Annotated in this window: 25 protein-coding genes and 3 tRNA genes; 19 read left to right on the top strand and 9 right to left on the bottom strand. The window is 31.4% G+C overall.

All coding sequences use genetic code 11. The features are described from left to right. The first annotated feature begins 78 nt into the window (after window positions 1-78). Window positions 79-543, top strand: coding sequence for a hypothetical protein (locus IF125_RS12610; RefSeq protein ID WP_188318998.1), 465 nt, complete (start codon window positions 79-81; stop codon window positions 541-543). A 74-nt stretch (window positions 544-617) separates the two neighbouring features. After that, the gene (locus tag IF125_RS12605; protein WP_171621594.1) at window positions 618-1,253 is read left to right on the top strand and encodes an NAD(P)H-dependent oxidoreductase; all 636 of its coding nucleotides are present in this window, start codon (window positions 618-620) and stop codon (window positions 1,251-1,253) included. A 52-nt stretch (window positions 1,254-1,305) separates the two neighbouring features. Here the strand turns inward: IF125_RS12605 and IF125_RS12600 are convergent, their stop codons facing one another. Then, the gene (locus IF125_RS12600; protein ID WP_225542734.1) at window positions 1,306-2,262 is read right to left on the bottom strand and encodes an NAD-dependent epimerase/dehydratase family protein; all 957 of its coding nucleotides are present in this window, start codon (window positions 2,260-2,262) and stop codon (window positions 1,306-1,308) included. Between the two features lie 131 nt (window positions 2,263-2,393). Here IF125_RS12600 and IF125_RS12595 point away from each other — a divergent pair, with 131 nt between their 5' ends. From IF125_RS12595 to IF125_RS12565, 7 genes are all read left to right on the top strand, one after another. Next, on the top strand, window positions 2,394-4,415 hold the full coding sequence (locus tag IF125_RS12595) for a M13 family metallopeptidase (RefSeq protein ID WP_225542733.1): 2,022 nt from the start codon (window positions 2,394-2,396) through the stop codon (window positions 4,413-4,415). Between the two features lie 52 nt (window positions 4,416-4,467). After that, window positions 4,468-4,752: a rhodanese-like domain-containing protein gene (locus IF125_RS12590; protein WP_225539657.1), complete on the top strand. Its 285-nt coding sequence runs from the start codon at window positions 4,468-4,470 to the stop codon at window positions 4,750-4,752. Window positions 4,753-4,939: 187 nt separating this feature from the next. Then, entirely contained in the window at window positions 4,940-5,506 is a 567-nt protein-coding gene (locus tag IF125_RS12585; RefSeq protein ID WP_171621598.1) for an RNA polymerase sigma factor, read from the top strand. 3 nt (window positions 5,507-5,509) lie between these two features. Next, window positions 5,510-5,731 carry a hypothetical protein gene (locus IF125_RS12580; protein ID WP_225542732.1) on the top strand — a complete coding sequence of 74 codons (222 nt, stop codon included), beginning with the start codon at window positions 5,510-5,512 and terminating at the stop codon, window positions 5,729-5,731. An 11-nt stretch (window positions 5,732-5,742) separates the two neighbouring features. Next, window positions 5,743-6,561: a mechanosensitive ion channel family protein gene (locus IF125_RS12575; protein ID WP_225540487.1), complete on the top strand. Its 819-nt coding sequence runs from the start codon at window positions 5,743-5,745 to the stop codon at window positions 6,559-6,561. Between the two features lie 307 nt (window positions 6,562-6,868). Further along, a complete protein-coding gene (gene rpsO / locus IF125_RS12570) occupies window positions 6,869-7,138 on the top strand; it encodes a 30S ribosomal protein S15 (protein WP_171621601.1) in 270 nt (89 codons plus the stop codon). A 140-nt stretch (window positions 7,139-7,278) separates the two neighbouring features. Then, window positions 7,279-9,465 (top strand): polyribonucleotide nucleotidyltransferase, encoded by a 2,187-nt coding sequence (locus tag IF125_RS12565; protein ID WP_225542731.1) that lies wholly within the window; start codon window positions 7,279-7,281, stop codon window positions 9,463-9,465. 49 nt (window positions 9,466-9,514) lie between these two features. Here IF125_RS12565 and IF125_RS12560 read toward each other — a convergent pair whose 3' ends face one another. From IF125_RS12560 to IF125_RS12550, 3 genes are all read right to left on the bottom strand, one after another. Continuing rightward, window positions 9,515-10,087 (bottom strand): pentapeptide repeat-containing protein, encoded by a 573-nt coding sequence (locus IF125_RS12560; protein WP_225542730.1) that lies wholly within the window; start codon window positions 10,085-10,087, stop codon window positions 9,515-9,517. Between the two features lie 251 nt (window positions 10,088-10,338). After that, the gene (locus tag IF125_RS12555; RefSeq protein WP_225542729.1) at window positions 10,339-10,713 is read right to left on the bottom strand and encodes a VOC family protein; all 375 of its coding nucleotides are present in this window, start codon (window positions 10,711-10,713) and stop codon (window positions 10,339-10,341) included. A 161-nt stretch (window positions 10,714-10,874) separates the two neighbouring features. After that, entirely contained in the window at window positions 10,875-11,789 is a 915-nt protein-coding gene (locus tag IF125_RS12550) for an N-acetylmuramoyl-L-alanine amidase (protein WP_171621605.1), read from the bottom strand. Window positions 11,790-11,937: 148 nt separating this feature from the next. Between IF125_RS12550 and IF125_RS12545 the strand changes: the two genes are divergently transcribed. The 3 genes from IF125_RS12545 to IF125_RS12535 all read left to right on the top strand — a co-directional run bounded on the left by IF125_RS12545 (window position 11,938) and on the right by IF125_RS12535 (window position 12,228). Continuing rightward, window positions 11,938-12,021, top strand: a tRNA-Ser gene (locus IF125_RS12545). Window positions 12,022-12,052: 31 nt separating this feature from the next. Next, window positions 12,053-12,127 (top strand) — tRNA-Pro (locus IF125_RS12540). A 27-nt stretch (window positions 12,128-12,154) separates the two neighbouring features. Then, window positions 12,155-12,228 (top strand) — tRNA-Arg (locus IF125_RS12535). A gap of 48 nt (window positions 12,229-12,276) precedes the next feature. Here the strand turns inward: IF125_RS12535 and IF125_RS12530 are convergent. Next, window positions 12,277-12,528, bottom strand: coding sequence for a hypothetical protein (locus IF125_RS12530; RefSeq protein ID WP_225542728.1), 252 nt, complete (start codon window positions 12,526-12,528; stop codon window positions 12,277-12,279). 99 nt (window positions 12,529-12,627) lie between these two features. On the opposite strand from IF125_RS12530, the gene IF125_RS12525 reads away from it, so the two are divergent. The 5 genes from IF125_RS12525 (at window position 12,628) to IF125_RS12505 (ending at window position 17,289) form a co-directional block, all read left to right on the top strand. Next, a complete protein-coding gene (locus IF125_RS12525) occupies window positions 12,628-13,029 on the top strand; it encodes a hypothetical protein (RefSeq protein ID WP_225542727.1) in 402 nt (133 codons plus the stop codon). A gap of 63 nt (window positions 13,030-13,092) precedes the next feature. Next, window positions 13,093-13,827, top strand: a complete 735-nt coding sequence (locus IF125_RS12520) for a lysophospholipid acyltransferase family protein (RefSeq protein WP_225542743.1) — start codon at window positions 13,093-13,095, stop codon at window positions 13,825-13,827. Window positions 13,828-13,836: 9 nt separating this feature from the next. Further along, window positions 13,837-14,838 (top strand): acyl-ACP desaturase, encoded by a 1,002-nt coding sequence (locus tag IF125_RS12515; protein WP_225542726.1) that lies wholly within the window; start codon window positions 13,837-13,839, stop codon window positions 14,836-14,838. Window positions 14,839-14,940: 102 nt separating this feature from the next. Continuing rightward, complete coding sequence (locus IF125_RS12510; protein ID WP_225542725.1) at window positions 14,941-16,278, top strand: cytochrome ubiquinol oxidase subunit I; 1,338 nt, start codon at window positions 14,941-14,943, stop codon at window positions 16,276-16,278. A 3-nt stretch (window positions 16,279-16,281) separates the two neighbouring features. After that, window positions 16,282-17,289, top strand: coding sequence for a cytochrome d ubiquinol oxidase subunit II (locus tag IF125_RS12505; protein WP_225540206.1), 1,008 nt, complete (start codon window positions 16,282-16,284; stop codon window positions 17,287-17,289). A 33-nt stretch (window positions 17,290-17,322) separates the two neighbouring features. Here the strand turns inward: IF125_RS12505 and IF125_RS12500 are convergent, their stop codons facing one another. After that, window positions 17,323-18,561, bottom strand: a complete 1,239-nt coding sequence (locus tag IF125_RS12500) for a GTP-binding protein (RefSeq protein ID WP_225540204.1) — start codon at window positions 18,559-18,561, stop codon at window positions 17,323-17,325. 266 nt (window positions 18,562-18,827) lie between these two features. Between IF125_RS12500 and IF125_RS12495 the strand changes: the two genes are divergently transcribed. Together IF125_RS12495 and IF125_RS12490 are read left to right on the top strand one after the other, a co-directional pair. Next, on the top strand, window positions 18,828-19,949 hold the full coding sequence (locus tag IF125_RS12495) for a metallophosphoesterase (RefSeq protein ID WP_225542724.1): 1,122 nt from the start codon (window positions 18,828-18,830) through the stop codon (window positions 19,947-19,949). A 107-nt stretch (window positions 19,950-20,056) separates the two neighbouring features. Then, window positions 20,057-20,374, top strand: a complete 318-nt coding sequence (locus IF125_RS12490; RefSeq protein WP_225542723.1) for a GNAT family N-acetyltransferase — start codon at window positions 20,057-20,059, stop codon at window positions 20,372-20,374. 81 nt (window positions 20,375-20,455) lie between these two features. On the opposite strand, the gene IF125_RS12485 is transcribed toward IF125_RS12490, so the two are convergent. The 3 genes from IF125_RS12485 to IF125_RS12475 form a co-directional block, all read right to left on the bottom strand. Then, window positions 20,456-21,727, bottom strand: coding sequence for a dicarboxylate/amino acid:cation symporter (locus IF125_RS12485; protein WP_225542722.1), 1,272 nt, complete (start codon window positions 21,725-21,727; stop codon window positions 20,456-20,458). Window positions 21,728-21,863: 136 nt separating this feature from the next. Then, window positions 21,864-24,551, bottom strand: coding sequence for a PD-(D/E)XK nuclease family protein (locus IF125_RS12480; protein ID WP_225542721.1), 2,688 nt, complete (start codon window positions 24,549-24,551; stop codon window positions 21,864-21,866). Between the two features lie 77 nt (window positions 24,552-24,628). Beyond that, the gene (locus IF125_RS12475; RefSeq protein ID WP_225540222.1) at window positions 24,629-25,171 is read right to left on the bottom strand and encodes a toxin-antitoxin system YwqK family antitoxin; all 543 of its coding nucleotides are present in this window, start codon (window positions 25,169-25,171) and stop codon (window positions 24,629-24,631) included. Window positions 25,172-25,256: the final 85 nt, after the last annotated feature.

The following is a 25,256-nucleotide window of genomic DNA, read 5'->3' as shown; positions in this document are numbered from 1 at the left end:
TCAGAAATGATTTAAAAATATTTGTTTGTTGTAACTTTTTTCAAAATGTTGCATCTATTTAGAAAATAAAAAACTGATATGAAAAAAATAGCACTTATTATCGCAATGATTTCGTTACAATCGTGTATTACAGTAAAAGTGAATGCAGATGTAGATTCGAATAGTTTTTATGCAAAAACAACAAATCCAAACATCAAATCGCAAGGAACTTTTTTTGAAAATGGAGTAGGAGATTCGAAATGGTCTAACTCAAATGGAGATAATTGGACGAAAGCAAAATTTGAAGATGCTTCAGGAATGAGTTACATTAAATTAAATGTTTCAAAAAATGTAACAGCTAATTTTCATTCAAATATAAGAATTGATGGAGAATTGCATTTTGAAGTGGTAGACAAAAATCAGAATGTTTTATTTACACGCCATTTAATAAAGTCAAAAGAAGAAAATTTTACATTGGATTTATCAGCTGGTGATTATCAAATTCGTTGGAATTCTAAAAATACTTCTGGAAGTTATTTTTTGGAATGGAAAGAGGAGAAATAGTGAAATTTTAGCAAATATTTAAGTAAAACAATTGCTTTTTTGATGTAATTTTAGGGAGATTTAAATAAAGAATTATGTCCTTAATAGATGATTTGAAATGGCGTTATGCCACAAAAAAATATGATCCGTCTTTGATTGTTGAAGAAGAAGATGTTAAAAAAATTGTTGAGGCTGCACGTTTAGCCCCAACTTCATCTGGTTTGCAACAATTCAGAATTCTTGTAATTAAAAACAAAGAATTACAACAAAAAATTGTTCCTATAGCATATGATCAGCAAATTGTAGCAGATTGTTCTCATTTGTTAGTTTTTGTTGCGTGGGATCGTTATACAGAAGATCGTATTGATACGATTTATGATTTTACGACAGATGAACGCGAATTGCCAAGAGGACGTTTTGGTTCGTATACAGATAAATTAAAAGGTATTTATTTGCCTCAAACTTCTGAAGAGAATTTTGCGCATACTGCTCGTCAAGCATATATTGGTTTAGGTTTTGCATTAGCGCAAGCTGCAGAACTTAAAATTGATAGTACGCCAATGGAAGGTTTTGATAATGCTGAATTGGATGATTTACTTGATCTGAATGAGAAAGGAATGAAAAGTGTTTTATTGCTTCCTTTAGGCTACAGGGATAGTGAAGATTGGTTAGCTCCGATGAAAAAAGTGAGAAATCCAATGAAGGATTTTGTCAAAAAAATATATGAATAACAAAAAAAAGGATTGAGGTTTTTCTCAATCCTTTTTTTGTGAAGTTAAGATATTAAGCTTTAATTAATTTAATTTTTAAATTTTCTAACATAGTTGTTGTCATTTTATCAATGTCGTATTTTGGAGCAAATCCCCAATCAGCTTTAGCAACAGAGTCGTCGATAGAAGATGGCCAAGAGTCAGCGATAGCTTGACGAAAATCTGGTGCATAATCAATCGAGAATGTTGGAATATGTTTTCTAATATTTGCAGCTAAATCTTCTGGAGCAAAGCTTAAACCTCCTAAATTATAAGATTTAAACTCACCTAATTGTTTTGGATCAGAGGACATTAATTCAACAATCGCATCAATTGCATCATCCATATATAACATTGGTAAAAACGTTCCTTCTTTTAAGAAAGATGTGTATTTTCCGTCCTCAATGGCTTTGTAATAGATATCCACTGCATAATCTGTAGTTCCTCCTCCAGCAGGCGTTTTCCACGAAATAAGACCAGGGAAACGAACAGATCGTACATCTACATGATGATTTTGTTGATACCATTTGCACCAGTATTCTCCTGATAATTTAGAAATTCCGTAAACTGTAGAAGGTGTTTGAATTGTATTTTGAGGCGTGTTGTCTTTTGGTGTATCTGGTCCAAAAACCCCGATAGATGAAGGCCAAAAAATTTTATCGATTACTTTATCTTTTGCTAATTCTAAGAAAGTAAGTAACGTATCCATGTTTAATTTCCAACCGAACATTGGATTTTTTTCTGCTGTACCAGAAAGAAGTGCAGCTAAATGATATACTGTTTTGATGTTATGTTTGGCAATAACTTCTTTTATTCTTTCTGTATTCATTACGTCGATTACTTCGTAAATTCCATCATAATCAACATCTTTTGGATCGCGTATATCAGAAATGATTACATTGTTTTTTCCATGAATGGTTTTTAATTTTTCGGCTAATTCAGAACCAATTTGTCCTAATGCACCGGTGATTAAAATCGTTTCGGTTTCCATTTTAAAAGTTACTTTTGTTTGTTTATACCAAAGGTAAAATAATCTACTAAATTTCTAAACTTAATTTAGTAGATTTGTAACAAAGGTCGAAGAAATCTCGACAAATCGTATCAAAAATACTTAGTAGAAATATGAAAAAACAACTATTTGTTGCAGCATTTGCTTGTACTTCAGTCTTAGCATTTGCGCAAGAATCTTATCAAGCTTTTAATCCTGATTACATGGATAAGTCTGTTCGCCCTCAAGATGATTTATATAATCATGTGAATGGTAATTGGATGAAAATCACAGAAATTCCTTCTGACAGAGCAAGATGGGGGAGTTTTGATGAGTTGAGAGAGAATACAGATAAAGTATCGTTGAAGTTAGTAAAAGATTTATTGAATAATAAATATGAACAAGATTCTAACGAGCAAAAAATCTCTGACCTTTACAATGCTTATACAAATATGGAAGCGCGTGATAAAACAGGTTTAGCTCCGATACAAAAATATTTAAAGCAAATTGATGCAATCAAGAATTTAACGGATTTACAAGCTTATTTAACAGAAGTTACACCGATTGGTGAAAACCCTTTTTATGGAATTTCTGTTTATACTGATATGAAAAACAGTAAGCAAAATGCGGTTTATTTAGGAAGTATCGGTTTGACTTTGGGTAAAACGTATTATCAAAAAGAAGATGCTAAAAATGCGGAAACTTTAGCGAATTTAAATCAATATATTGATCAAGTTTTCCCTTTTACAGGATCTAAAACGCGCGATTTAAAAGGACCAAAAATTGTTGCTTTTGAGAAAATGATGGCAAAATACATCAAAACAGTTGAGGAAAGTCGTGATCCGAATAAATCATACAATCTGGTAACATTAACAGAAGCGGGTGCTTTCTCTAAAAATGTTGATGTTGTGAAATTTGTAAAATCTTTCGGAATTAATCCTGATAAAGTAATTATTCGCGAATTAGATTATTATAAAAACTTAGATAAAATCATTAATCAAGAGAATTTACCTTTGATTAAAGATTATTTGAAATTCAAATTAATTGATTCTTTTTCTAATAGTTCTACAACAGAATTGGAGAAATTGAACTTTGAATTTTACGGAAAAAAATTATCAGGTCAAAAAGAACAAAGAGCTTTAGATAAAAGAGGATTATCTTATGTGAACGGAACGGTAGGTGAGTTATTAGGGCAAATTTATGTAAAAGATAATTTTCCACCAGAAGCAAAAGCAAAAGCTCAAGAGTTGATCAGCTATTTATTCAAATCTTTTGATATGCACATCAATAATTTGGAGTGGATGTCGAAGGATACAAAAGTAAAAGCAATAGAGAAATTAAATAAATTTACGGTAAAAATTGGTTATCCTGATAAATGGAAAGATTACTCTGGATTAAAAGTTAAATCAATTAATAACGGAGGTTCTTTAATCGAAAATAACTTAGCGTACAGCCAATGGAGATTCCAAGATAATTTAAAAGATTTTGGAAAACCAGTTGACAAAACACGTTGGGGAATGTCACCACAAACTGTAAATGCTTATTTCAATCCAACAAATAATGAAATCGTTTTCCCAGCAGCAATTTTACAAGCACCATTCTATGATTATAGAGCAGATGCAGGTGTAAACTTTGGAGGAATTGGAGCTGTTATTGGTCACGAAATTTCTCATGGATTTGATGATTCTGGAGCTAAATTTGACGGGGAAGGAAACCTTGTAAACTGGTGGACAGCTCAAGATGAAGAAAAGTTTAAAGCAGCAACTAGTGCTTTAGCAAAACAATATGATAGCTATGAGCCAGTAAAAGGAACACATGTAAATGGTATTTTTACGTCTGGTGAAAATATTGGTGATTTAGGAGGAGTTTCAGTAGCTTTTGATGCATTGCAAATGTATTTAAAAGATAAAGGTACTTACGGAAATATTGATGGATATACGCCACAACAACGTTTCTTTATGTCTTGGGCAACAGTTTGGAGAACCAAAGCAACAGATGAAGCTTTAGTAAATCAAGTAAAAACAGATCCACACTCACCAGGATATTACCGTTCTTTTGGACCAATCATTAATATTGATGCATTCCACGAAGCATTTCAAACAAAACCAGGAGATAAGTTGTACAAAGCACCAAAAGATCGTATTAGAATTTGGTAGTATGCTTGGCAAAATTATTGATTGGATAAAAAATAGAAAAAGAGTGATTAAAATGACAACAGTAGAAGCAATTAACAATGCTAATGTAACATTAGTAGACGTTCGCGAACCGTATGAATTAGAAACTGATGGATTTGTTCCAAATGCGATCAACATTCCATTGGGAGAAGTACCTACGAGAGTAGAAGAGTTCAAAGCAATGTCAAGACCAATTGTTGTATTTTGTAGAAGTGGAAACCGTTCAGGTCAAGCTGCTCAATATTTACAAGAACAAGGTGTAGACGAGATTTTTAATGGAGGAGGTTTTCAAGACGTCTTAGATGTTTTAGAAAAATAATTTGTTAATCATTAATTATTTATAAAAAACCGATAAATTTATATTTATCGGTTTTTTTTGTACATTATTGTATTATAAATAGATATTCGATTACTTTTGTGTCTTACGAAATGTTTTTCAAAAAAAAATGAAAAAAAATGTGTGACCAAATAAGTAACCATGTGTCATAATATTGAAAGCAGTTGAAATGTCAAAGGATCCATTAGAACATTTAGATGATGACATTTTGGTGTATAAGATTGTCGAAACAAAAAATCAACATTTGTTTGGAGTATTGTATGACAGGTATGCACATACGGTATATAACAAGTGTCTGAGTTTTGTAGAAGAACAAGAAGAAGCACAAGATATGACACATGATATTTTTGTTAAGTTGTTTGTAAAACTTAAAACCTATCAGTCAAAATCAAAATTCTCAACTTGGCTATATTCTTTTACATATAATTTTTGTGTCAATCATGTACAACGCAAAATAAAGGAAGAGAGAAAAAATTATTCGATGACGGATGATTTGGTTGATAATTATAATGAGCAAGTAATTGATGACAAAGAAATTTTTGAACTAAAAATCGAAAAACTAACACAATCTCTTAAAAAATTAGAGGTAGAAGATAAATCTATACTACTTATGAAATACCAAGATGATTTTTCAATTAAAGAAATTTCGGAAACTTTAGAGATTGGTGAAAGTGCAACTAAAATGAGAATAAATAGAGCAAAAAATCGTTTACTAAAAATTTATAATGCTTTGTAATTTATGGAAAATCCTTTTAAGACTATACTAGCCGACGAGAAGCTTCCAGAAACATTAAAGCAAAAAGTAATGGACGATGTTGCTTTGATAAAACTATCATTAGAAGTTGCCGATTTGGTTTCAGTAAAATATCCAAGTACAATTGGTAATTTCTTTGGAATAGGAAAAAAGAAATCAACCAATCAATCGAATAAAAAAGATAAAGAAGATAAAGAAGATAACTAGAAATAGAGTATATGAATATAGGTTTAAATTTTAGCTTGTTAGAAAGTTTGTATCAAGAAATAGTACTAATATTCCCGAAAGTAGTAGGAGGTATAGTATTTCTTATCTTGTCTTATATCTTGCTAAAATTAATCTTATTATTGACCAAATACATTTTGAGATTGTCTAAAATAGATAAATTAAAAAATGCATTGAATAATAACGAAGCGTTGAAAAACTCTTCAATTGAAATAGATCCAGGAGTAATTATATTACAATTTGTAAGATTGTTTATTATCTTATTAATTATAATCATTGGATCTGATATTTTTGGGTTAACAGTTGTTTCAAACCAAATAGGAAGAATTGTAGATTATTTACCTCAATTTTTTAGCGCAGTTTTGATATTTGCTGGAGGTTTTTACTTAGCAAATTATATCAAATCTTTTTTGAAAAGTTTAATCAAATCAATCGACCTCAATGGAGCGAATATTATAAGTAATATAATTTTTTATATCATCCTTATTTTTACAATTGTTACGTCATTAAACCAAGCAGGAGTAAATACAGACTTGATAACCAATAATCTGTCACTTATCTTAGGCTCAATATTTTTGACATTAGCTATTGCGTTTGGATTAGGATCAAAAGATGTTATATATCGATTGTTACTGTCTTTTTATACCAATAGAAATTTTGAAATTGGTCAAAAAATCATTATCGAAGATGATGTAAAAGGCGTAATAATTGCAATTAACAACATATGTATGACCATACAAACAGAAAATGAAAAAGTAGTTTATCCAATAAAAATCATTACGAATAAAAAAATACGAATTATTGAAGATTAATCTTACCTACCTAAATTATTTTTATAATAATTATTAACCAACCTATTGATTTTTTTAAAAAAAATCAAGCCGACTTTTAACCTACCAACCAATCGTGAAAGCAAGTCTTTTACAACTAAACAAACCTTTTTCGATTTAATAGAAAATACATCACTTTCTATTATCTATTAAATCAAACTAAACCAAACCAACAAGAGACCATACCAACCAAAAATGGTCTCTTTTTATTTTTCGAAAAATCAATTAATTTTAAAAATTAGTTGTACATTTGCACCTCATTACATAATAATTATTAAATAATATTGGCATGTACTTAACATCAGAAGTAAAAAGCGAAATTTTCGCAAAGCACGGTAAATCTGCAACAGATACAGGATCTGCAGAAGGACAAATCGCATTATTCACTTACAGAATTAACCATTTAACTGGTCACTTAAAACAAAATCAAAAAGATTTTAATACAGAAAGATCATTGGTTATGTTAGTAGGTAAACGTAAAGCGTTATTGAACTACTTAAAGAAAAAAGATATCACAAGATATCGTGCGATTATCGCTGAATTAGGATTACGTAAGTAATTTTAAACACAATATTAAAGGGCAATTCCGTAGAAATTGCCTTTTTTTTTGTTATAAATTAAAATAAGATATATATCTTTATATAATGCAGTTAAAGCAAACGGCTTTGACTTTAGACGAATTAAATACAAAGAAGACGAATGATTCCACAGGCGATCACAGAAAAAATTACTCTTTCAGACGGAAGAGAAATTACAATCGAAACAGGGAAATTAGCTAAACAAGCTGATGGATCTGTGGTTGTACGCATGGGCGACACCATGTTATTAGCTACAGTTGTAGCAAACAAAGAAGCTAATCCAGGTGTAGACTTTTTACCTTTAACAGTAGATTATAGAGAAAAATTCTATGCAGGAGGACGCATCCCAGGGAACTTCTTCAGAAGAGAAGCAAAACCATCAGATGATGAGGTCTTAACAATGCGTTTAGTAGACCGTGTTTTACGCCCAATGTTTCCAGAAGATTTTCATGCTGAGGTTCAGGTAATGATCTCACTTATTTCTTATGACAAAAATGTAATGCCAGAAGCTTTAGCTGGTTTAGCTGCATCAGCAGCCATTGCGATTACAGATATTCCTTTCACATTAATTTCAGAAGCTCGTGTTATTCGTTTGAATGGTGAGTTGATGATTAATCCTTCATTAGAACAATTAGCGCAAGCAGATATCGATATTATGGTAGGTGCTTCTAAAGATTCTGTTGTAATGGTTGAAGGTGAAATGAGTGAAATTTCTGAGCGCGAAATGTTAGACGCAATCGAATTTGCCCATGCGGAAATCAAAAAACAAATTGAAGCACAAGAAAGCTTAGCTGCTAAAGTAGGAAAATCAACTCCAAAACGTGAGTACAATCACGAAACTCATGACGAAGAAATTCGCGAAAAAGTATGGGCTTATGGATATGATAAATACTATGATATTGCGAAACACCCATCTGACAAACACGAAAGAGGTGAAAAATTTGCTCAAGTTGAAGCAGATTTCTTAGCTCAATATGCTGATGATGAAGAGGAATTAGCTCGTGTTACTCCTTTTGCTCACATCTATTTCCATGATGTACAAAAAGAAGCTGTACGTCAATTGATCTTGAACGAAGGAATTCGTTTAGATGGTCGTGATCCAAAAACAATTCGTCCAATTTGGACAGAAGTTGATTATTTACCATCAACTCATGGATCAGCAATTTTTACACGTGGTGAAACTCAAGCATTGGCTACAGTAACTTTAGGATCTTCTAAAGATGCGAATATGGTTGATGGTGTAGTAACAAACTTCGACGAAAAATTCTTTTTACACTATAATTTCCCTCCTTTCTCAACAGGTGAAGCTCGTCCATTAAGAGGAACTTCTCGTCGTGAAATTGGTCACGGAAATTTAGCTCAACGTGCATTAGCTCAAATGTTACCAGACGATTGTCCTTACACAGTTCGTATCGTTTCTGAAGTTTTAGAATCTAACGGTTCTTCTTCTATGGCAACAGTTTGTGCAGGAACGTTAGCATTAATGGATTCAGGTTTACAAATGAAAAAACCAGTTTCAGGAATTGCAATGGGGTTAATTACAGATACAAAATCTGGGAAATTTACTGTATTGTCTGATATCTTAGGAGATGAAGATCACTTAGGAGATATGGACTTTAAAGTAACAGGAACAGCAGATGGTATCACAGCTTGTCAAATGGATATTAAAGTTCAAGGTTTATCGATGGAAATCATGGAAACTGCCTTATTACAAGCAAAAGAAGGTCGTGAGCACATCTTAGGTAAATTATTAGAAACATTACCAGCGCCTCGTCCACAATTAAAACCAAATGCACCTAAAGTTGTTGTGATGGAAATTCCAAAAGAATTTATCGGAGCAGTTATCGGTCCTGGTGGAAAAGTGATTCAAGAAATGCAAAAAGAAACAGAAACTGTTATTGCAATTACAGAATTAGAAACAACAGGTCGCGTTGAAATTAATGGTGTTATCCAAGAAAATATCGATAAAGTAATTGAAAAAATTAAACAAATTGCATTTGTTCCTGAAGCTGGAGCAACTTACCATGCAGTTGTAAAATCAATTAAACCATTCGGTGCTTTTGTTGAAATTTCTAAAGGAGTTGAAGGTTTAGTTCATATTTCAGAATTAGAGCACAGACGTTTAGAAAAAGTAGAGGATTCTGTAAACATCGGTGATAAAATTGATGTTAAATTCTTAGGTTACGATGATAAAAAGAAAATGAAGTTATCTCGTAAAGCATTATTGCCAAAACCAGAGAGAACAGAAAAACCTGCTAAACCAGCAGAAAAGAAAGAGGATAAACCTCAAGATAAACCAGAAGCTTAATTAAGTTTTTATAAATAAATAAAAGTCCGAGATTTCTCGGACTTTTTTGTTATTCTATTTTCAAACCTAAATGTTGTACTAAACCAATGATATTTTCTTTCGAAAAGACGGCTCCTTTCAATTGATTTTCATTTGGGTTAATTCTAAAATTATAAGATGTTTTTAGATTTGCTTGCTTCAAATTGGTTTGATCAAAAATTGCATTTAAACAATCACAATTATTGAAGTAAGAGTGACTTAAATCTGTATATGAAAAGTCAACATTTTGCAATGAACATTCGATAAATTTTGATTTTTGAAGGGGTAATTGATAAAAAGTAGAATCATTTAAAATGCAACGCTCAAAAAAAACATTAAGCCCAAACTGATTACATACTTCTAAATTAAATCCAATCATTTTACAATTTTTAAATTCAACTTGCTGAAAACTTGTATTGATAAGTTTCGAATTACTTAGATTACACTCAATAAATTCACAATTGATAAATTTTACATCGCTCAAATCCAAAGTATTCAAATCACAACTAATAAATTTACAATTTTCATAATCGCCAATAACGTTTCGAGATTCAGTGAAATTATATTGAAAAAATGTTTCTTCAAAATGATAATTTGTATGCATTATTTTTTCTTTATGATTAATTTTTTTAGTGCAAGCCAAAAAATAATCAAATCATATCAATGTAAATTGTAACTTTTAATTGATCGATTTGTGAACATAAATTTTTCCCAGTAATAGAAGAGATACATGTTTCAATTCCATCAGTTTTGTTTTTAATACTCATCATAGTTGAGATAAGCAAATAAAAAACGAAAGGAATAACAAGAATAAGCAGCATTAAAATAATGTTGTAATATCGTTTTATTAGCATCTTAATCCTCAAATGTAATTTCTATTTCTTGGCCAAATTGTAAAATATAACCATTGTTGTCATATATTGCAAATTCGCGCATATCCCATTCAAAAGTTTCGATTTCGTAAACAATTTCACAATCATTTTTTACTTGATTCCATAATTCATCTACATTATCAACGACAAAATAAAATGAACCTGTAAAATTGGCTTGTTTAAAATCTGTCCCTTCATTTGGATAAGCTAACATAATTTCGACATCGTCTTTTTGTAAGCAGGCCCAAATCCAATCTTCATTTTGTTCTGCAATCTTAAAACCTAATTTCTTATAGAATTTTGTTGTTTTTTGTAAATCTTTTGTCCAGATTATTGGTCGTAAACTTTTAAAAGCCATATATCATTATTTTTGATAAAAATACTCCAATTTTTCAGAACATTTTGGCATATTTAGATGATAAATGTATTCAAGTCGGAAGGTTAATAGTATGATCTGTCATATAAACATAAAAAAAACTCCTAACAAGTAGGAGTTTAATACGAAATTTTAATTTCTATTTAAGGATTATATTTTTTGTTTAATGCTTTTAAAATTGCCCATGTTTCAGCATCGACCACGCCATCATATTTTTCAGGTCTAAAATGCATCTGAAATGCAACAATAGCATTTTTAGTTTGCGTATCAATCATCCCATTTATAGGTACATTGTAGCCATATTTTTTTAGCTCTGTTTGTACTTGTGTAACAAATACTGAGCTTGTTGTATCCCATGGATATTGAGGAATAAATAAATACTTATCACTTTCTTCGTACCAAGCACCAACACCATAATCTGTGTATAATTGTTTCCATGGAAATAGTGGACCTGGATCTGGTTTTCTACCTGGTGCAATGTCTGCATGACCTACAACATTAAAAGGTGAAATATTATAACGGCTGATGATATCTTGCGCTAACTCACCGACTTTTTTGATTTGATAAGCTGGATAAGGTGTGAAATTAGGATAGGTATCTGTTCCTTTATTTCCGAGATTAACGATTTCTATTCCGATAGAAGAGAAATTTAAATTATCGATACCTTTCCAGTTACTTACACCTGCATGCCATGCACGTTTGGTTTCGTCAACTAAAAGATTGATTGTTTTATCATCATAATCATTAATTAAATAATGAGCACTAACATCTTTCTGAGTCAATACTTTTAACGACAATTCGGTATTGATTGCAGTATAATGCAAGACTAAAAAACGAACACGTTCGTCTTGCGAAATAGATGGATAATAATCTGTTGTTACTTTGTACTTGTCAAGCTTTGCAGCTCGAGTCATTTCTGGTTGATCTGTTTTTGAGTTGATAATGACTGTGTCACGAATTACTTTTGTAATTGTTTTTGGCGGAACTGTTTTAGTAGCACAACTGGCTAAAATAAAAAAACAACAAATTGCCGAAAACATTAATCCTTTAATATTCATTCTTTTAGTTCTAAATAGTTTTTTGAGTAGCCAAAATTAAGCCAAATATTTGGATTTTTTTTCAAAAAAGACTTGTTTTGCAATAAAAGTCAGATTATATTTGCAACCGCTTTATAAGACATTTTCTGAATGTCTTATATTAAAAGTAGGAGAGGTGCCAGAGCGGTAATGGAGCAGATTGCTAATCTGTCATCGGGTAACCGATGCCAGGGTTCGAGTCCCTGTCTCTCCGCTTTTTTTAAGTTTTAAATAAAAATACTTTTCGGGGTGTAGCGTAGCCCGGTTATCGCGCCTGCTTTGGGAGCAGGAGGTCGCAGGTTCGAATCCTGCCACCCCGACGAATTTTAGAGATAAAATTTTGGAATGGTCCAGTAGCTCAGCTGGATAGAGCAACTGCCTTCTAAGCAGTAGGTCTCAGGTTCGAATCCTGACTGGATCACAAAATCCACTTAGATTTTCTAAGTGGATTTTTATCTTTAATAAAAAATTATTTTAAAAAGTTTTTACCTTTTTCACTCAATTGCTTAAAATTAATAGAAGGAATAGTTGGATTTAATTCTGATTTGAACTCAGTTACATTTGGCGTTTCAAAGAAGTCTAATTCGTATAATCCGTCTTCAATAAATTGACAATCATCCGTTAAAAAGTAAATTTTAGGAAAGCTTGGCTTACGCTCTATTCTTACTTTTTTTACATTATTTGTATCTGTAAAAACTTCTCCTTTTTTAGTGTTCGCCATGAATTTTATTTTAACTACAAATTTCTAAATAAAAACTAATATTAAAAAATCAATTCAAATTAGTCAAAAATATTTTACCTTCGTTACAAAGAAAACCACGTGAAATATACAATACAAGCGCTTTATTTTGTCTTGTTCATAGGACTAACAAGTTGTTTACCTACAAAATCTGTTTCTGAACCTAAAACTGTACCAACAGAAATTAGTGATTTATCTGGAAAATGGATAATAAATGAGGGAGTCGATTATATTATTTTCGAAGATACTACACATAAAATGGTATTGAAAACAGCTTGTGGCATAATTTCTGCGAATTATACTAAAATTAGTCAAGCACTTATTTTTAATCAGATAAAACAAGTGAATTCTGATTGCGAAATTCCTCAAAATTTAATTCAAAATTTGCAAAAAACAGCATATTTTAAAGTAAAATCATCAAATCAAATTACTTTTTATGATGAAGCTCATCAAGAAAAGTTAACTTTGAGTCTTATTAAATAAAACACAATAAAAATTTATTATGCTAAGCATAATTTTTTATTAAATTTGTCTAAATTTCGAATGTTGAAGAAAATTTTAAGTTATCCGTTATCTATAATCTTTTATATTTTTTATGGATTAACGTTGTTGGTAATGCATGTTGTGCAATGGTTATGTTATAATTTGGGAGGTTATTCTGCACATCATAAAAGTGTTAAAGTGATGAATGGTCTTTTGGTTTTTTGGACAAAAATTTTAGGGACAACTTATACTTACAAAGGTCGTGAAAACTTGATAAAAAACGTACCATTGATTTTTGTAAGTAATCATCAAAGTATGTATGATATATCTCCTTTAGAATTTGATTTAGCTAATTATCATCCAAAGTTTATTTCGAAAATAGAGTTAGGTAAAGGAATCCCAAGTGTATCATATAATTTAACACACGGAGGATCTGCTTTGATTGACCGTAAAAATGGTAAACAAGCAATAGAAGAAATTAAAAAATTAGCACAATACATTCAGAAAAATAATTATTCCGCAATTATTTTTCCTGAAGGAACAAGAAGTAAAAATGGAGTTCCAAAAGCTTTTAAAGAAAATGGGATGAAAGTTTTGACGAAATATGCAAAAGATGCCTATGTTGTTCCCGTTACGCTAAACAATACATGGAAAATAGAAAAATGGGGCAAATTTCCGATGTATTTAGGTGCAAAAGTAACGATACAATATCATAAACCCTTAAAAGTAAGTGAGTACAAATTTGATGAACTATTTGAACTTACCGAAAAAACTGTAAAAAATAGTATAACCGCATAAAATAATTATATGTCAATAAAAAATGTTCGCCTGGAAGTAATGCAATTTCTTGAGAAAGATATTGATGCTTATATGGATAAATTCTTAGTTCCAGCCGATAAAATTTGGCAACCAACTGATTTTTTACCGAATTCGCAATCTGACTCTTTTTTTGATGAAATCAAAGAATTGCAAGAGTTATCAAAAGACTTACCAGATGATTTCTGGATTACGCTGATTGGAGATACAATTACTGAAGAAGCTTTACCAACATATGAATCTTGGTTAATACAGATGGATGGAGTTGTAGATGAAGAAGGAAATTACTTAGAAAATGGATGGGCTAAATGGATTCGCCATTGGACAGGAGAGGAAAATCGACATGGAGATGTTTTGAATAAATTTTTGTATTTATCAGGACGTATCAATATGCGCGAGGTTGAAGTGACAACGCAACATTTGATCAATGATGGGTTTGATATCGGAACAGCACACGATCCGTATAAAAACTTTGTGTACACAAGTTTTCAAGAATTAGCAACTTATGTATCACATAATAATGTATCTGCTATTGCAAAAAAATATGGTGCAAAAAAATTATCACGTATGTGTAAAATTATTGCAGGTGATGAAATGCGTCACCACTTAGCTTATACAGAATTTGTACGTCGCATTTTCGAAGCTGATCCTTCAGAAATGATGCTAGCTGTGCAACATATGTTCAAACTAAAAATTGTAATGCCAGCGCATTTCTTAAGAGCATCTGGTGAAGAAAGAGGAACGTTGTTTGATTCTTTCTCCGATGCAGCTCAGCGAATTGGTGTTTATACAGCATTCGACTATATCGATATTATGCGAAAATTAATCGAAGCTTGGCAATTGGATAAAATATCTGGATTGAATGCTGAGGCTGAAAAAGCAAGAGATTACATTATGAAATTCCCAGATAGAATGGATCGAATTTCTCAACGAATTGTTATTCCAGAAAGTGGACCGCAATTTAAATGGTTAGTTCCAGCAACTACAAAATAGTTTATTCTAATCAAAATCATATAAAAAAGAGGCAATTCAAACATGAATTGCCTCTTTTTATTTAGTAACTTTAGCCAACAAAGAAATTAAAAACAACAACTTATGGACGATTTTATTGCTGCCAGAAGTCAAATGGCAATGTCATTAGCCTTTCATATTGTTTTTTCGTGTGTTGGTATGGTGATGCCTTTTATGATGGCAATTGCTCACTACAAGTACCTCAAAACAAAAAAAGAAATCTATAAAGGATTAACAAAAGCGTGGAGCAAAGGAGTTGCAATTTTATTTGCAACTGGAGCGGTTTCGGGGACAATGCTTTCGTTTGAGTTAGGATTATTGTTTCCTAAATTTATGGAACATGCTGGGCCAATTTTCGGAATGCCTTTTTCGTTAGAAGGAACAGCTTTTTTTATTGAAGCTATTGCGCTTGGTTTTTTTCTTTACGGATGGGACAAATTTAATAAATGGTTTCATTGGATTTGTGGTGTAATCGTTGGTGTTAGTGGTTTAGCTTCAGGTATTTTGGTTGTAGCAGCAAATGCTTGGATGAATTCACCTTCTGGTTTTGATTTTGTAAATGGCGAATACCTTAACATTGATCCAGTAAAAGCGATGTTCAATGATGCTTGGTTTTCTCAAGCTTTGCACATGACGATTGCTGCTTTTTGTGCAACAGGTTTTGCAGTTGCTGGTTTACATGCTTATTTGATTTTGAAGGGGAAGAATGTGAATTTTCATCGAGAAGCGTTCAAAATTAGTTCCGTTTTAGCTATTGTTGCAGCTTTATTAGCGCCTTTAAGTGGTGATATTTCAGCGAAAGATGTAGCAGAACGTCAACCAATAAAATTAGCTGCTATGGAAGCGCATTTCAAAACAGAAGAAAGTGCACCATTTGTTTTAGGGGGAATAGTGGATGAAGATAATGAAGAAATCAAATACGCAATAAAAGTTCCAGGTGTATTAAGTTTTTTGGTTCATTCAGATTTTAAAACAGCTGTCAAAGGTTTAGAAGAATTTCCGAAAGATGAATGGCCACCGGTTGCGATAGTTCATTACGCATTTCAAATAATGATTACATTTGGAATGTTGATGATGGGAATTGCGATAATTTATTTGATTGCTCATTTTTTCAAGAAAGATTGGTTATCAGAAAGATGGTTTTATAAATTATTTATGATTGCAACACCATTTGGTTACATTGCTTTGGAAGCAGGTTGGACGGTGACAGAAGTCGGGCGTCAACCATGGATTATTTATGGAATCATGCGAACGGTAGATTCAGTAACACCAATGCCTGGTATCCAATATTCGTTTTACATTTTTACGTTTGTATTTATTACCTTATCTATTATTTTGATCTTTTTAATGAATAGACAAATACAAATGGTTGCTCAACTTTATGATCCTGAAGATCCAAATTATAAACCAGAAAAACATTAGAATATGATTTACGTAGTAATAGCATTTTTGTGGGTTGCCATCTGTTTGTACCTCATTTTAGGAGGCGCTGATTTTGGTGCAGGGATAGTTGAATTATTTTCGGAAAAGAGTTATAAAAAAAGAACGCAGAAGATTATGTACAATTCGATTGGACCAATTTGGGAGGCAAATCACATGTGGTTAATCATTGTCATTGTTATTTTATTTGTTGGTTTTCCTAAGATGTATGCAGAAATCTCAAATTATTTGCACATCCCGTTAGTAATCATGTTATTGGGAATTATTGCAAGAGGAACATCGTTTACTTTCAGAAATTATGATGCAATTAATGATAAATGGCACAATTTGTATGATGTAATTTTTACTTATTCGAGTGTTGTAACACCATTATTTTTAGGTATAATTGCTGGTTCTATTGTTTCGGGAAGTATTGATGTTAATGCGCAAACTTTTCAAGATGCTTATATTTTTTCGTGGTTGACTTGGTTTAATTTTTCAGTTGGCTTATTCACTGTTGTGATTTGTGCTTTCTTGGCTTCGGTTTATTCAATTCAAACTGTAAAAAATGATGAAGATAAAGTGATTTTAAGAAAACGTGCGAAAATTTATACCGCATTGATTTTTGTAGCAGGCGCATTTGTTTTTGCTGTTTCAATTTGGAAAAACATTCCGTTATTTAGCTGGATAACATCAGAGATTTATGGATATATAGCAGTTGGTATCGCTTCAATTTCGATTGTGTTACTACTAAAATCATTAAATCAAGCGAAAGATACATGGCTAAAAGTTTACGCAGGAATTATTGTGATGATGATTTTATTTGCGGCAACTTATTCTCACTTTCCAAATTTGGTTTTATTCAAGGATGGATCAACGTTATCTTTATTAACAGATTACGGTGCGTTGAGTACGATAAATATGTTAGCTTGGGCATTATTACTCGGTTCGATATTTATTTTACCATTCTTGTTTTACTTGATTTATTCATTCAATCAAAAACAAAAAATATAGAAAAAATCTCGCTGTTATAGCGAGATTTTTGGTTTATGAATTATGTTTCGCTTGCCATTCAGCAATTTCTTGTTCGTTTAATAAACAAGAATTTAATTCTTCTGTTATTTTTTCTTTATCTAATCCTTGCCCAATAAATACAAGTTCAATCATTCGATCTCCCCATTCCTTCGACCATTTTGCATCAATTTGTTTTTGATTAAATTGATAAGCTGCAAACTGAATTCTTTCGTCATATGGCATCGAACACCACCAAGCTCCTGCAGGATCAATTCGGATACTACCACCGGCTTGACTTAAGAAAATAGCTTCATCGGGACGATTTGCTAACCAAAATAATCCTTTCGAACGGTAAATAGTAGCAGGGAAATCATCATTCAAATACGTTAAAAAACGTTCTGCATGAAACGGAATTTTTTGTCTGTAAACAAAAGAAGTCATTCCATATTTTTCTTCTAAATGATCGTGATGTTCATGTGTACAATGCGCTCCACATTCGTGATCATGATGGTGGTGATGCTCTTCGTGTTCTTGTTCTTCCAATAATTTTACCCACGCATCCATGTCTTGAATTTTTTCGAAATCAAATAAATTTGTATTTAATATTTCAGTCAATTCAACATGCGAAAAACTTGCAGGAATTATTTTAGCCGTAGGATTTAATTTTGTAACAAACGCTTCGATATTCATCAAGGTTTCTTCTTCGACTAAATCCATTTTGTTTAGAATGATGATATTAGAGAATTCAATTTGATCAATTAATAAGTTGACAATTGGACGATTATCTTCTCTGTTTTCTGTAAATCCACGATCAAAAACATCTTCATCAGTTCCTAAGTTTTTGAAGAAATTATAAGCGTCAACTACTGTCACCAAAGTATCTAAACGAGCAACTTTTGGTAAATCTATTTTTCCATCAGGCGAAACAAAATCTAATGATTGTGCGATTGGTCCTGGATCAGAAATACCAGAGCTCTCGATTACTAAGTAATCATATTTGCCAGATTTTGCTAATTTTTCGATTTCAACGATTAAATCTTCACGCAATTCACAACAAACACAACCATTGCTCAATTCAACCAATTTTTCATCGGTTTGAATCAAATCATTTTCACGAGATACCATTTGTGCATCAATATTTACCGCTCCCATGTCGTTTACGATAACCGCAACTTTTAATCCTTTTTTGTTGTGTAATATATGATTGAGAAGTGTCGTTTTTCCGCTTCCAAGAAATCCAGAAAGTACCGTTACAGGTAATCTATTTTCCATAATTTATGCTTATAAATGTTTTACAAAGTTACGTTTTTATCAAGCAAATTTTTAGCCTAAATTATCTATAAATTTTATAATGTTCTGTTAAGAATATGATGAAAAGTAATTTATTTCTGGAATTGTTTTATTTTTGTTTAAAATCAATCAAAGTAATGTTTGTCAATAGTGTTATCACGCTAATAATTATTTCAGTAATACTTGAAATTTACCTCTATTTTAACTTTAAAAAATTTTATCACAACAAGTATTTCCTTTTTGGAAATATGCTCATTTGGCTTCTTGTTTTGACGAATTTTGGCTATCATTTAATCTTTTTCGACCGTAATGTAGGGCAAACGCAAGCGACAATGTGGGGAACAGGTTTGTTTATGTTGTTTGGTTTTCCTCGTTTAATTTTGATTATATTTTTCCTAATTCAAGATATTATAAGAGGATTAGGTTGGTTATTAAATCGAATGAGTAATCATCAACCCAAAACAGATTCTTATTTACCTTCTCGTCGAAAATTTGTAATGAATACTGGATTAACAGTAGCTTCTATACCTTTTTTTAGTTTGATTTATGGAATGACTTTAGGGAAATATAATTTTAAAGTCATTAAGAAAAAACTGGTTTACGAACGTTTACCAAAATCATTTGATGGATTTAAGATTTTACATATTACTGATATACATTCGGGAAGTTTGGATAATCGTGAAAAAATAAAGCAAGCCGTAGATTTAATTAATCAACAAGAGTTTGATATATTGTTATTTACAGGTGATATTGTCAACAATTTTTACTGGGAAATGGATAAATGGTACGATGTTTTTTCGAAAATTAAACAAGGTAAATATGGCAATTATGCAGTTTTAGGAAATCACGATTATGGAGAGTATTCGGATTGGAAATCAGAGGAAGAGAAGCAAGAAAACTTCGAGAAGATTAAAGGGATTTTTCCTAAAATAGGAATGCAATTGTTGTTAAATGAAAATCGATTGATTACAATAAATAATGAAAAAATTTCGTTGATTGGTGTTCAAAATTGGGGAACACGATTTAAGAAATTAGGTGATATTGATGTTGCTTCTCGCACTGTCAATACTGATGATTTTAAAATTGTATTATCTCATGATCCTTCGCATTGGAACGAAATATTGAAGCATCATCCTAAACATTTTGATTTAACATTATCTGGACATACGCATGGTATGCAGTTGGGGATTGAGGTTCCGAAAATTGGTTTACGTTGGAGCCCGTCACAATATGTTTATCCACAATGGGCAGGTTTTTATGATTTTGAAGGAAAAATAATCAATGTGAATAGAGGTTTTGGTTACCATTTTTACCCTGGTAGAGTAGGTGTCTGGCCAGAAATTACAGTAATCGAATTAAAATCAATTTAAGATAAGATCTAAAAGCAACCAAATGATTTGGTTGCTTTTTTTTTGATGTACATCAATGAAAGACCGCTAAAATTTATGGATTATTGTAATAGAAAAAATTTATAAACATGAATGAAGAATTAATTCCTTTACAAGTTGTAAAGAATGAAAAAACAGTAAGGTTTGAACTAAATGTTGATGGTTTTATAGCGTTTATTGATTACAAGCAAGATGACAATGTAATCAAATTAACACATACAGAAGTTCCTGATGAATTGGGCGGTAGAGGAGTAGCTGCAGCTTTGGTTGAAAAAACATTGGTTTATTTGGAAGAGCATGGTAACGTCTTATTTCCGTATTGTCCTTATGTTTTTGCTTACATCAAAAAATATCCTGTTTGGAAAAGAATTGTTGATCCAAATTTTTCGAAATACGATGAGTTGTAATCTATAACGAATAAGATTATAAAAACAAATGCGACCATTTTCGGGTCGCATTTGTTTTTATACATTGAAAAGCAATTTTTTTTAAGCTTTTTGATGATCATCTTCATCATGTGTGTAAGTCTGTTCAATCGCAACATGTCCTTCCCATTTGTCTACAGCAACCGTAGATAAAGCGTTTCCAAGTACATTTGTCATCGAACGAGCCATGTCACAGAAGTGGTCTATTGGTAAAATCAAAGCAATTCCTTCTGGTGGAATTCCAAACATCGAACAAGTTGCAACAACTACAATCAATGAAGCTCTTGGCACTCCTGCAACACCTTTTGACGTTAACATTAAAACCAATAACATCAAGATTTGTTTTTCGATTGGCATATGGATGCCATAAACTTGTGCAATAAATAAGGATGCGAAGGTCATGTACATCATGGATCCATCTAAATTGAAGGAATATCCGAGTGGTAAAGTGAATGAAATAATCTTCTTTTGGGCACCGAATTTTTCTAATTCTTCTACTAATTTAGGGAAAACAGCTTCGGATGAAGTTGTTGAGAAAGCGATTAATAATGGTGCTTTGATGTGTCTTAATAAGTCGAATAAACGTTTTCCTAAAATAAAGTATCCAACGATACATAATACTAACCACAATAAGGCGATTCCTATTACAAAAGCGATTAAGTATTTAACATATAATGCGAAAATTCCGAATCCGTAAGTTGCAATAGCAGCAGCAATAGTTCCTAAAACACCCAATGGTGCAGTCCACATTACGTAACCAACCATGATTAGAACGATATGCGAAATTTTATCTAAAGCTTTTGTGATCATTTCTCCTTCTTTTCCGTAAGCAGCCATGGCTACTCCAAAGAAAATAGAGAAAACTACAATTTGTAAAATTTCATTTGTTGCAAACGCTTCAAAAACAGATTTTGGAATCATATGCGTAATGAAATGTTCTAATGTTAATGAAGCTTGTCCTTTTAATAAATCTTGAGCAGAACTCGCATCCATTTCTATGTTTATGCCTTCTCCAGGCTTCATTATATTTACAACAACAGCACCGATTACCAAAGAAGTAAGTGAAGCTGTAATAAACCATCCCATGGCACGCCCTCCAACGCGTCCAACCATTTTCATATCACCCATTTTAGCAATACCTACAACTAAAGTTGAAAAAACTAATGGCGCGATAATCATCTGAATAAGTCGAATAAAAACAGTACCAAGTAATTTGATATTTGTCGAAAATGTTTTAATAAATTCTGGAGAGGTGTAGTAATGTACATAACCACCAACAGCCACACCAATTAACAAGGCAACGATGATAGCTATAAAAAGTTTGTTATTTTTCATTATGCGATTTTAAACTTTTCCAAAACTACTATTTTTTAGCAAAATATTAAGAATTTAAATGGAATTATACGTTAATTAAATATAAAACCCTTTATTAGAATACGATACAAAGGGTTTTATTATAGTGTGTTGAATACTATTCTGGTTGTTTGAATGGAATTTCTTGATTTAGAATTTCTTCAATTAATTTTGACATTGGTTCTGTTGAGTGTTTCACTATCGAATAATTTATAGTTGAATTTCTATCGACAGAAAGTTTAATTAATTCTTTATTAGGAAATTTAATTGGATAAATACATAACTCAATTTCTTTATTCAGATTTTCTTCGTTTGCATAAAACAAATGCGCATAAAAGATTAATTGTAATTGTTTCGCTTTATCTTCTTTTTGATAAACAACTTCGATTTCTTCTGTTTTAACCGAAATATCTTTCGCATAACCTGTTTTGTAATCAATAATTCGCAATTGATTGTTAACAGAATCAATACGATCAATAACACCTTTAAGTTTTACTACTTTTCCATTGGTCAAGGTAAAATCTACTTCGTGTTTTGATTCCAATGATTGAATGATAAATTCATTTTCTTTTGCCGTTTTCACATCTTTTGACAAAACACCGTCAACAATTCGTTCTGCAATTTTATAAATCAAATAGTTTGGACCTTTGTCTAAATGTCCATCTTTATATTCCTTCTGAAAATGAACTTGTAAAGTCTTGTCTTTTTCTTTTTCAATTAATTTGAAATCGTTTTCGTGTAAAATTCGGTTCAAATAAGGTTGATATAAGTCTTCTAAAGCACCATGTACAATATTTCCTAAAGTTCTTGCACTTACGGTTTCTTCGGCCTCTTCAACTTCTTTTACATTGAAGATTCGTTGTTCATAAAAGTCCAATGGATTACGCAAATAAGAAGAAAGAGAAGAAGGAGAGATTCCATATTTTGCCCAATTCCAAAGTTTTTTCATCGTTTCATCTGTTTTAGGAACAATAATTTCTTTCAATGGTTTTGTAACAAAACTTGGTGCAGCAAAAATTTCTTTCATCTTGTGATGACTTTCAAATTTTATTTGCGCTAAAAAGCGAGATTTTTCGCCAGAACCCATTCCGTCTGCTTCTGTATCATAAACAAAGTAAGCATTTTTCGCACGTTGAATCAATCGGTAAAAGTGATACGCATAAATCGAATCGTTTTCGGTAAATGTATTCAATTTCATTTGTTTGCGAATGTCATACGGAATAAATGTATTGTTTTGTCGTCCCAAAGGCAAAATTTCATCATTTACAGAAGTCATGATAATGTTGTCAAAATTTAATAAACGTGTTTCCAAAAGTCCCATTAATTGTAAACCTTTCAATGGTTCGCCAATAAACGAAATAGATTCGGAAGAAACGATTTTGTTGTACAACAAAAATAATGTTCTATAATCTTTTATATCATTTACTTCTAGTAAGTTTTCGTGTAATTGATTGAATACTTTTTTGAAAAAGAACAAGTATTCTTTCGTTAACAAATCATTCATCGAAGGATGATGCAATAATTCATCTGTCCAATTTTTTAAATGATGAATAAACGCTGTAATAGATGTTGGAATATGAAAAATGGATTTGAAAATAGAATTTTCTAACGCATTTTGAATTGATTTCTCTGAATTGAATATTCGATTTTGAGTACGAATTTCATCAATTAGTTGTCGACTTTTATCCGAACTAAAATGAGATAAGGTTTTGTTTTCGAGAATTTGTAAAACATTCTTGAAATAAAACATCGATCCTTTTCCTAATTTTTCGCGATTCATCTGCAATTCGAAAATCGATTTGAAAAATTGTGCTAATGGAACCGAACGCAATGGAATTCCCATCGAGATATTAAGATGTGTAATATTTTCGGGTAATGAATTTAGAATTGCAGGTAAAATAGATTCATCAGCCAAAATTAAAGCTGTATTTTTAATCTCATCGTCGTTCAGGTTTCGGATTAAATCTGCGATGTATTTTGCTTGTCCAACTTGTTTTGCAACACCAATTGTGTGTAAATTTTTTGGCTTCGAAAATTCATCAACAACCCAATTAATTGGTTTTATTTTTTCTTTGTATTTTCTTAAAAATGAACCCGCCTCCTGATTGGGGTTTTCATAGTAATATTTATCTGCATCAAAATATAAAGTGGCTAAATTTTCTTTTTCTAATTTAAAAATAAGTGCTTGTTCTGCTTTCGTTAATGCATTGAAACCAGCAAATACATAATGAGAAGTTTTGTTCTCAACAATTTCGTTGACTTTTTCGCTCGCAATTCTAAAAACCATTCCAGCATAACCTTCCTTCGAATCAAGTAAATCTTGTTGCAATTGAACGTATAACTTTGAAACGATTCCCCAAAAAGTTAAATGATTTTGAATGATTTCATTTTTACCAATATCAATTTTTCCTTCACCCCATTGATTGATTCGTTCAACCGAAACCAAATAATCTAACACTTTATTCGCAGGTTGCAAGGAAGCGTCAATATCATCAAAGTCTTTTAAAACAGTTGGTCCCCATTTGATAAAATCTTCGAAAGAATCTGGTTTGTCAACGATTTTTTTATAAGCTTGATAGGCTTTGAACCAAAGATTGATACCAGAAATAATTTCTAAACCAGAAAGTTCGCTCATCAATTCCTCGATACTTTTCATTTGAGGGAGAATGATATTTTGCGATTGACGTTGAAATTCTTCTCTAAAAAAAAGCATAGGACGCTTTCCTGGTAAGACCAAAGTCGTATTGATAAAATTTGTTTGATTATGCAATAAATCTTTTACAACATTTTCTATGAATTGAGCCATTTTGAAATTTTCTTTGTTGAATTGTTGTAAAAGTAAGGATTTTGAAAGACAAAAGGTGGCGTTTAGTTGTCTATTTATTACTTTTTTAAGTTGACTTCTACATGTTCTGAACGTTGAAAAACTCCATTTTTGTAGTAATCTTTAGAAATTAGATTTCCTTTTTTGTCATATTTTAAAAATACACCATTTCCATTATTTATAGGTCCGCAATATACTATTTCACCTTTGCTTGTATAACAATCTTTAGCAGTTACGAGTAAATTGTTTTGAAATACTAAAGTAGCAAATGGCTTTCCGTTTTTATAAAAATATTGGAATACTCCTTCTGCTAAATCATTAATGAATAATCCTCTACTTTCGATAACGGAATTTGGAAAATAAGTAATTTCCATGCCTTCTTTTTTGTCATTTACATAACTTGTTTCTCTAAAAAGTAAACCGTTTGGAAAATATTCGTAAGTTATACCTTCTCTTTTATCATATTCATTTAGTCCAATGATAGTTTTTATTTTACCGTTTTCGTATCTTTTGACTTCTTCAAAAAGCTGTTTGTTTTGAAATTGACTAAACACAAAAGTTTCTGAACAAATCAATAATAAAAAAAGAAAATATTTTGACATTTTATAAAATTCTAAGTTCAACAAATAAGTGCAACTCAAATTAAATCATTGGGGGCTAGCCCCCAATGATTAGCCAAGTGCTAAA

It is taken from the genome of Empedobacter stercoris (assembly GCF_020281205.1).
In the GTDB taxonomy this organism is placed as follows: Bacteria; Bacteroidota; Bacteroidia; order Flavobacteriales; family Weeksellaceae; genus Empedobacter; species Empedobacter stercoris.
The sequence above is the reverse complement of the archived record's forward strand: the minus strand, read 5'-3'. Positions and strand labels throughout refer to the sequence as shown.

What these genes read in the sequence shown, in the direction of transcription:
- IF125_RS12610 (WP_188318998.1), top strand. Translation starts at nt 79, where the DNA reads ATGAAAAAAATAGCACTTATTATCGCAATGATTTCGTTACAATCGTGT.
- IF125_RS12605 (WP_171621594.1), top strand. Translation starts at nt 618, where the DNA reads ATGTCCTTAATAGATGATTTGAAATGGCGTTATGCCACAAAAAAATAT.
- IF125_RS12600 (WP_225542734.1), bottom strand. Translation starts at nt 2,262, where the DNA reads ATGGAAACCGAAACGATTTTAATCACCGGTGCATTAGGACAAATTGGT.
- IF125_RS12595 (WP_225542733.1), top strand. Translation starts at nt 2,394, where the DNA reads ATGAAAAAACAACTATTTGTTGCAGCATTTGCTTGTACTTCAGTCTTA.
- IF125_RS12590 (WP_225539657.1), top strand. Translation starts at nt 4,468, where the DNA reads ATGACAACAGTAGAAGCAATTAACAATGCTAATGTAACATTAGTAGAC.
- IF125_RS12585 (WP_171621598.1), top strand. Translation starts at nt 4,940, where the DNA reads ATGTCAAAGGATCCATTAGAACATTTAGATGATGACATTTTGGTGTAT.
- IF125_RS12580 (WP_225542732.1), top strand. Translation starts at nt 5,510, where the DNA reads ATGGAAAATCCTTTTAAGACTATACTAGCCGACGAGAAGCTTCCAGAA.
- IF125_RS12575 (WP_225540487.1), top strand. Translation starts at nt 5,743, where the DNA reads ATGAATATAGGTTTAAATTTTAGCTTGTTAGAAAGTTTGTATCAAGAA.
- rpsO (WP_171621601.1), top strand. Translation starts at nt 6,869, where the DNA reads ATGTACTTAACATCAGAAGTAAAAAGCGAAATTTTCGCAAAGCACGGT.
- IF125_RS12565 (WP_225542731.1), top strand. Translation starts at nt 7,279, where the DNA reads ATGATTCCACAGGCGATCACAGAAAAAATTACTCTTTCAGACGGAAGA.
- IF125_RS12560 (WP_225542730.1), bottom strand. Translation starts at nt 10,087, where the DNA reads ATGCATACAAATTATCATTTTGAAGAAACATTTTTTCAATATAATTTC.
- IF125_RS12555 (WP_225542729.1), bottom strand. Translation starts at nt 10,713, where the DNA reads ATGGCTTTTAAAAGTTTACGACCAATAATCTGGACAAAAGATTTACAA.
- IF125_RS12550 (WP_171621605.1), bottom strand. Translation starts at nt 11,789, where the DNA reads ATGAATATTAAAGGATTAATGTTTTCGGCAATTTGTTGTTTTTTTATT.
- IF125_RS12530 (WP_225542728.1), bottom strand. Translation starts at nt 12,528, where the DNA reads ATGGCGAACACTAAAAAAGGAGAAGTTTTTACAGATACAAATAATGTA.
- IF125_RS12515 (WP_225542726.1), top strand. Translation starts at nt 13,837, where the DNA reads ATGTCAATAAAAAATGTTCGCCTGGAAGTAATGCAATTTCTTGAGAAA.
- IF125_RS12510 (WP_225542725.1), top strand. Translation starts at nt 14,941, where the DNA reads ATGGACGATTTTATTGCTGCCAGAAGTCAAATGGCAATGTCATTAGCC.
- IF125_RS12505 (WP_225540206.1), top strand. Translation starts at nt 16,282, where the DNA reads ATGATTTACGTAGTAATAGCATTTTTGTGGGTTGCCATCTGTTTGTAC.
- IF125_RS12500 (WP_225540204.1), bottom strand. Translation starts at nt 18,561, where the DNA reads ATGGAAAATAGATTACCTGTAACGGTACTTTCTGGATTTCTTGGAAGC.
- IF125_RS12495 (WP_225542724.1), top strand. Translation starts at nt 18,828, where the DNA reads ATGCTCATTTGGCTTCTTGTTTTGACGAATTTTGGCTATCATTTAATC.
- IF125_RS12490 (WP_225542723.1), top strand. Translation starts at nt 20,057, where the DNA reads ATGAATGAAGAATTAATTCCTTTACAAGTTGTAAAGAATGAAAAAACA.
- IF125_RS12485 (WP_225542722.1), bottom strand. Translation starts at nt 21,727, where the DNA reads ATGAAAAATAACAAACTTTTTATAGCTATCATCGTTGCCTTGTTAATT.
- IF125_RS12480 (WP_225542721.1), bottom strand. Translation starts at nt 24,551, where the DNA reads ATGGCTCAATTCATAGAAAATGTTGTAAAAGATTTATTGCATAATCAA.
- IF125_RS12475 (WP_225540222.1), bottom strand. Translation starts at nt 25,171, where the DNA reads ATGTCAAAATATTTTCTTTTTTTATTATTGATTTGTTCAGAAACTTTT.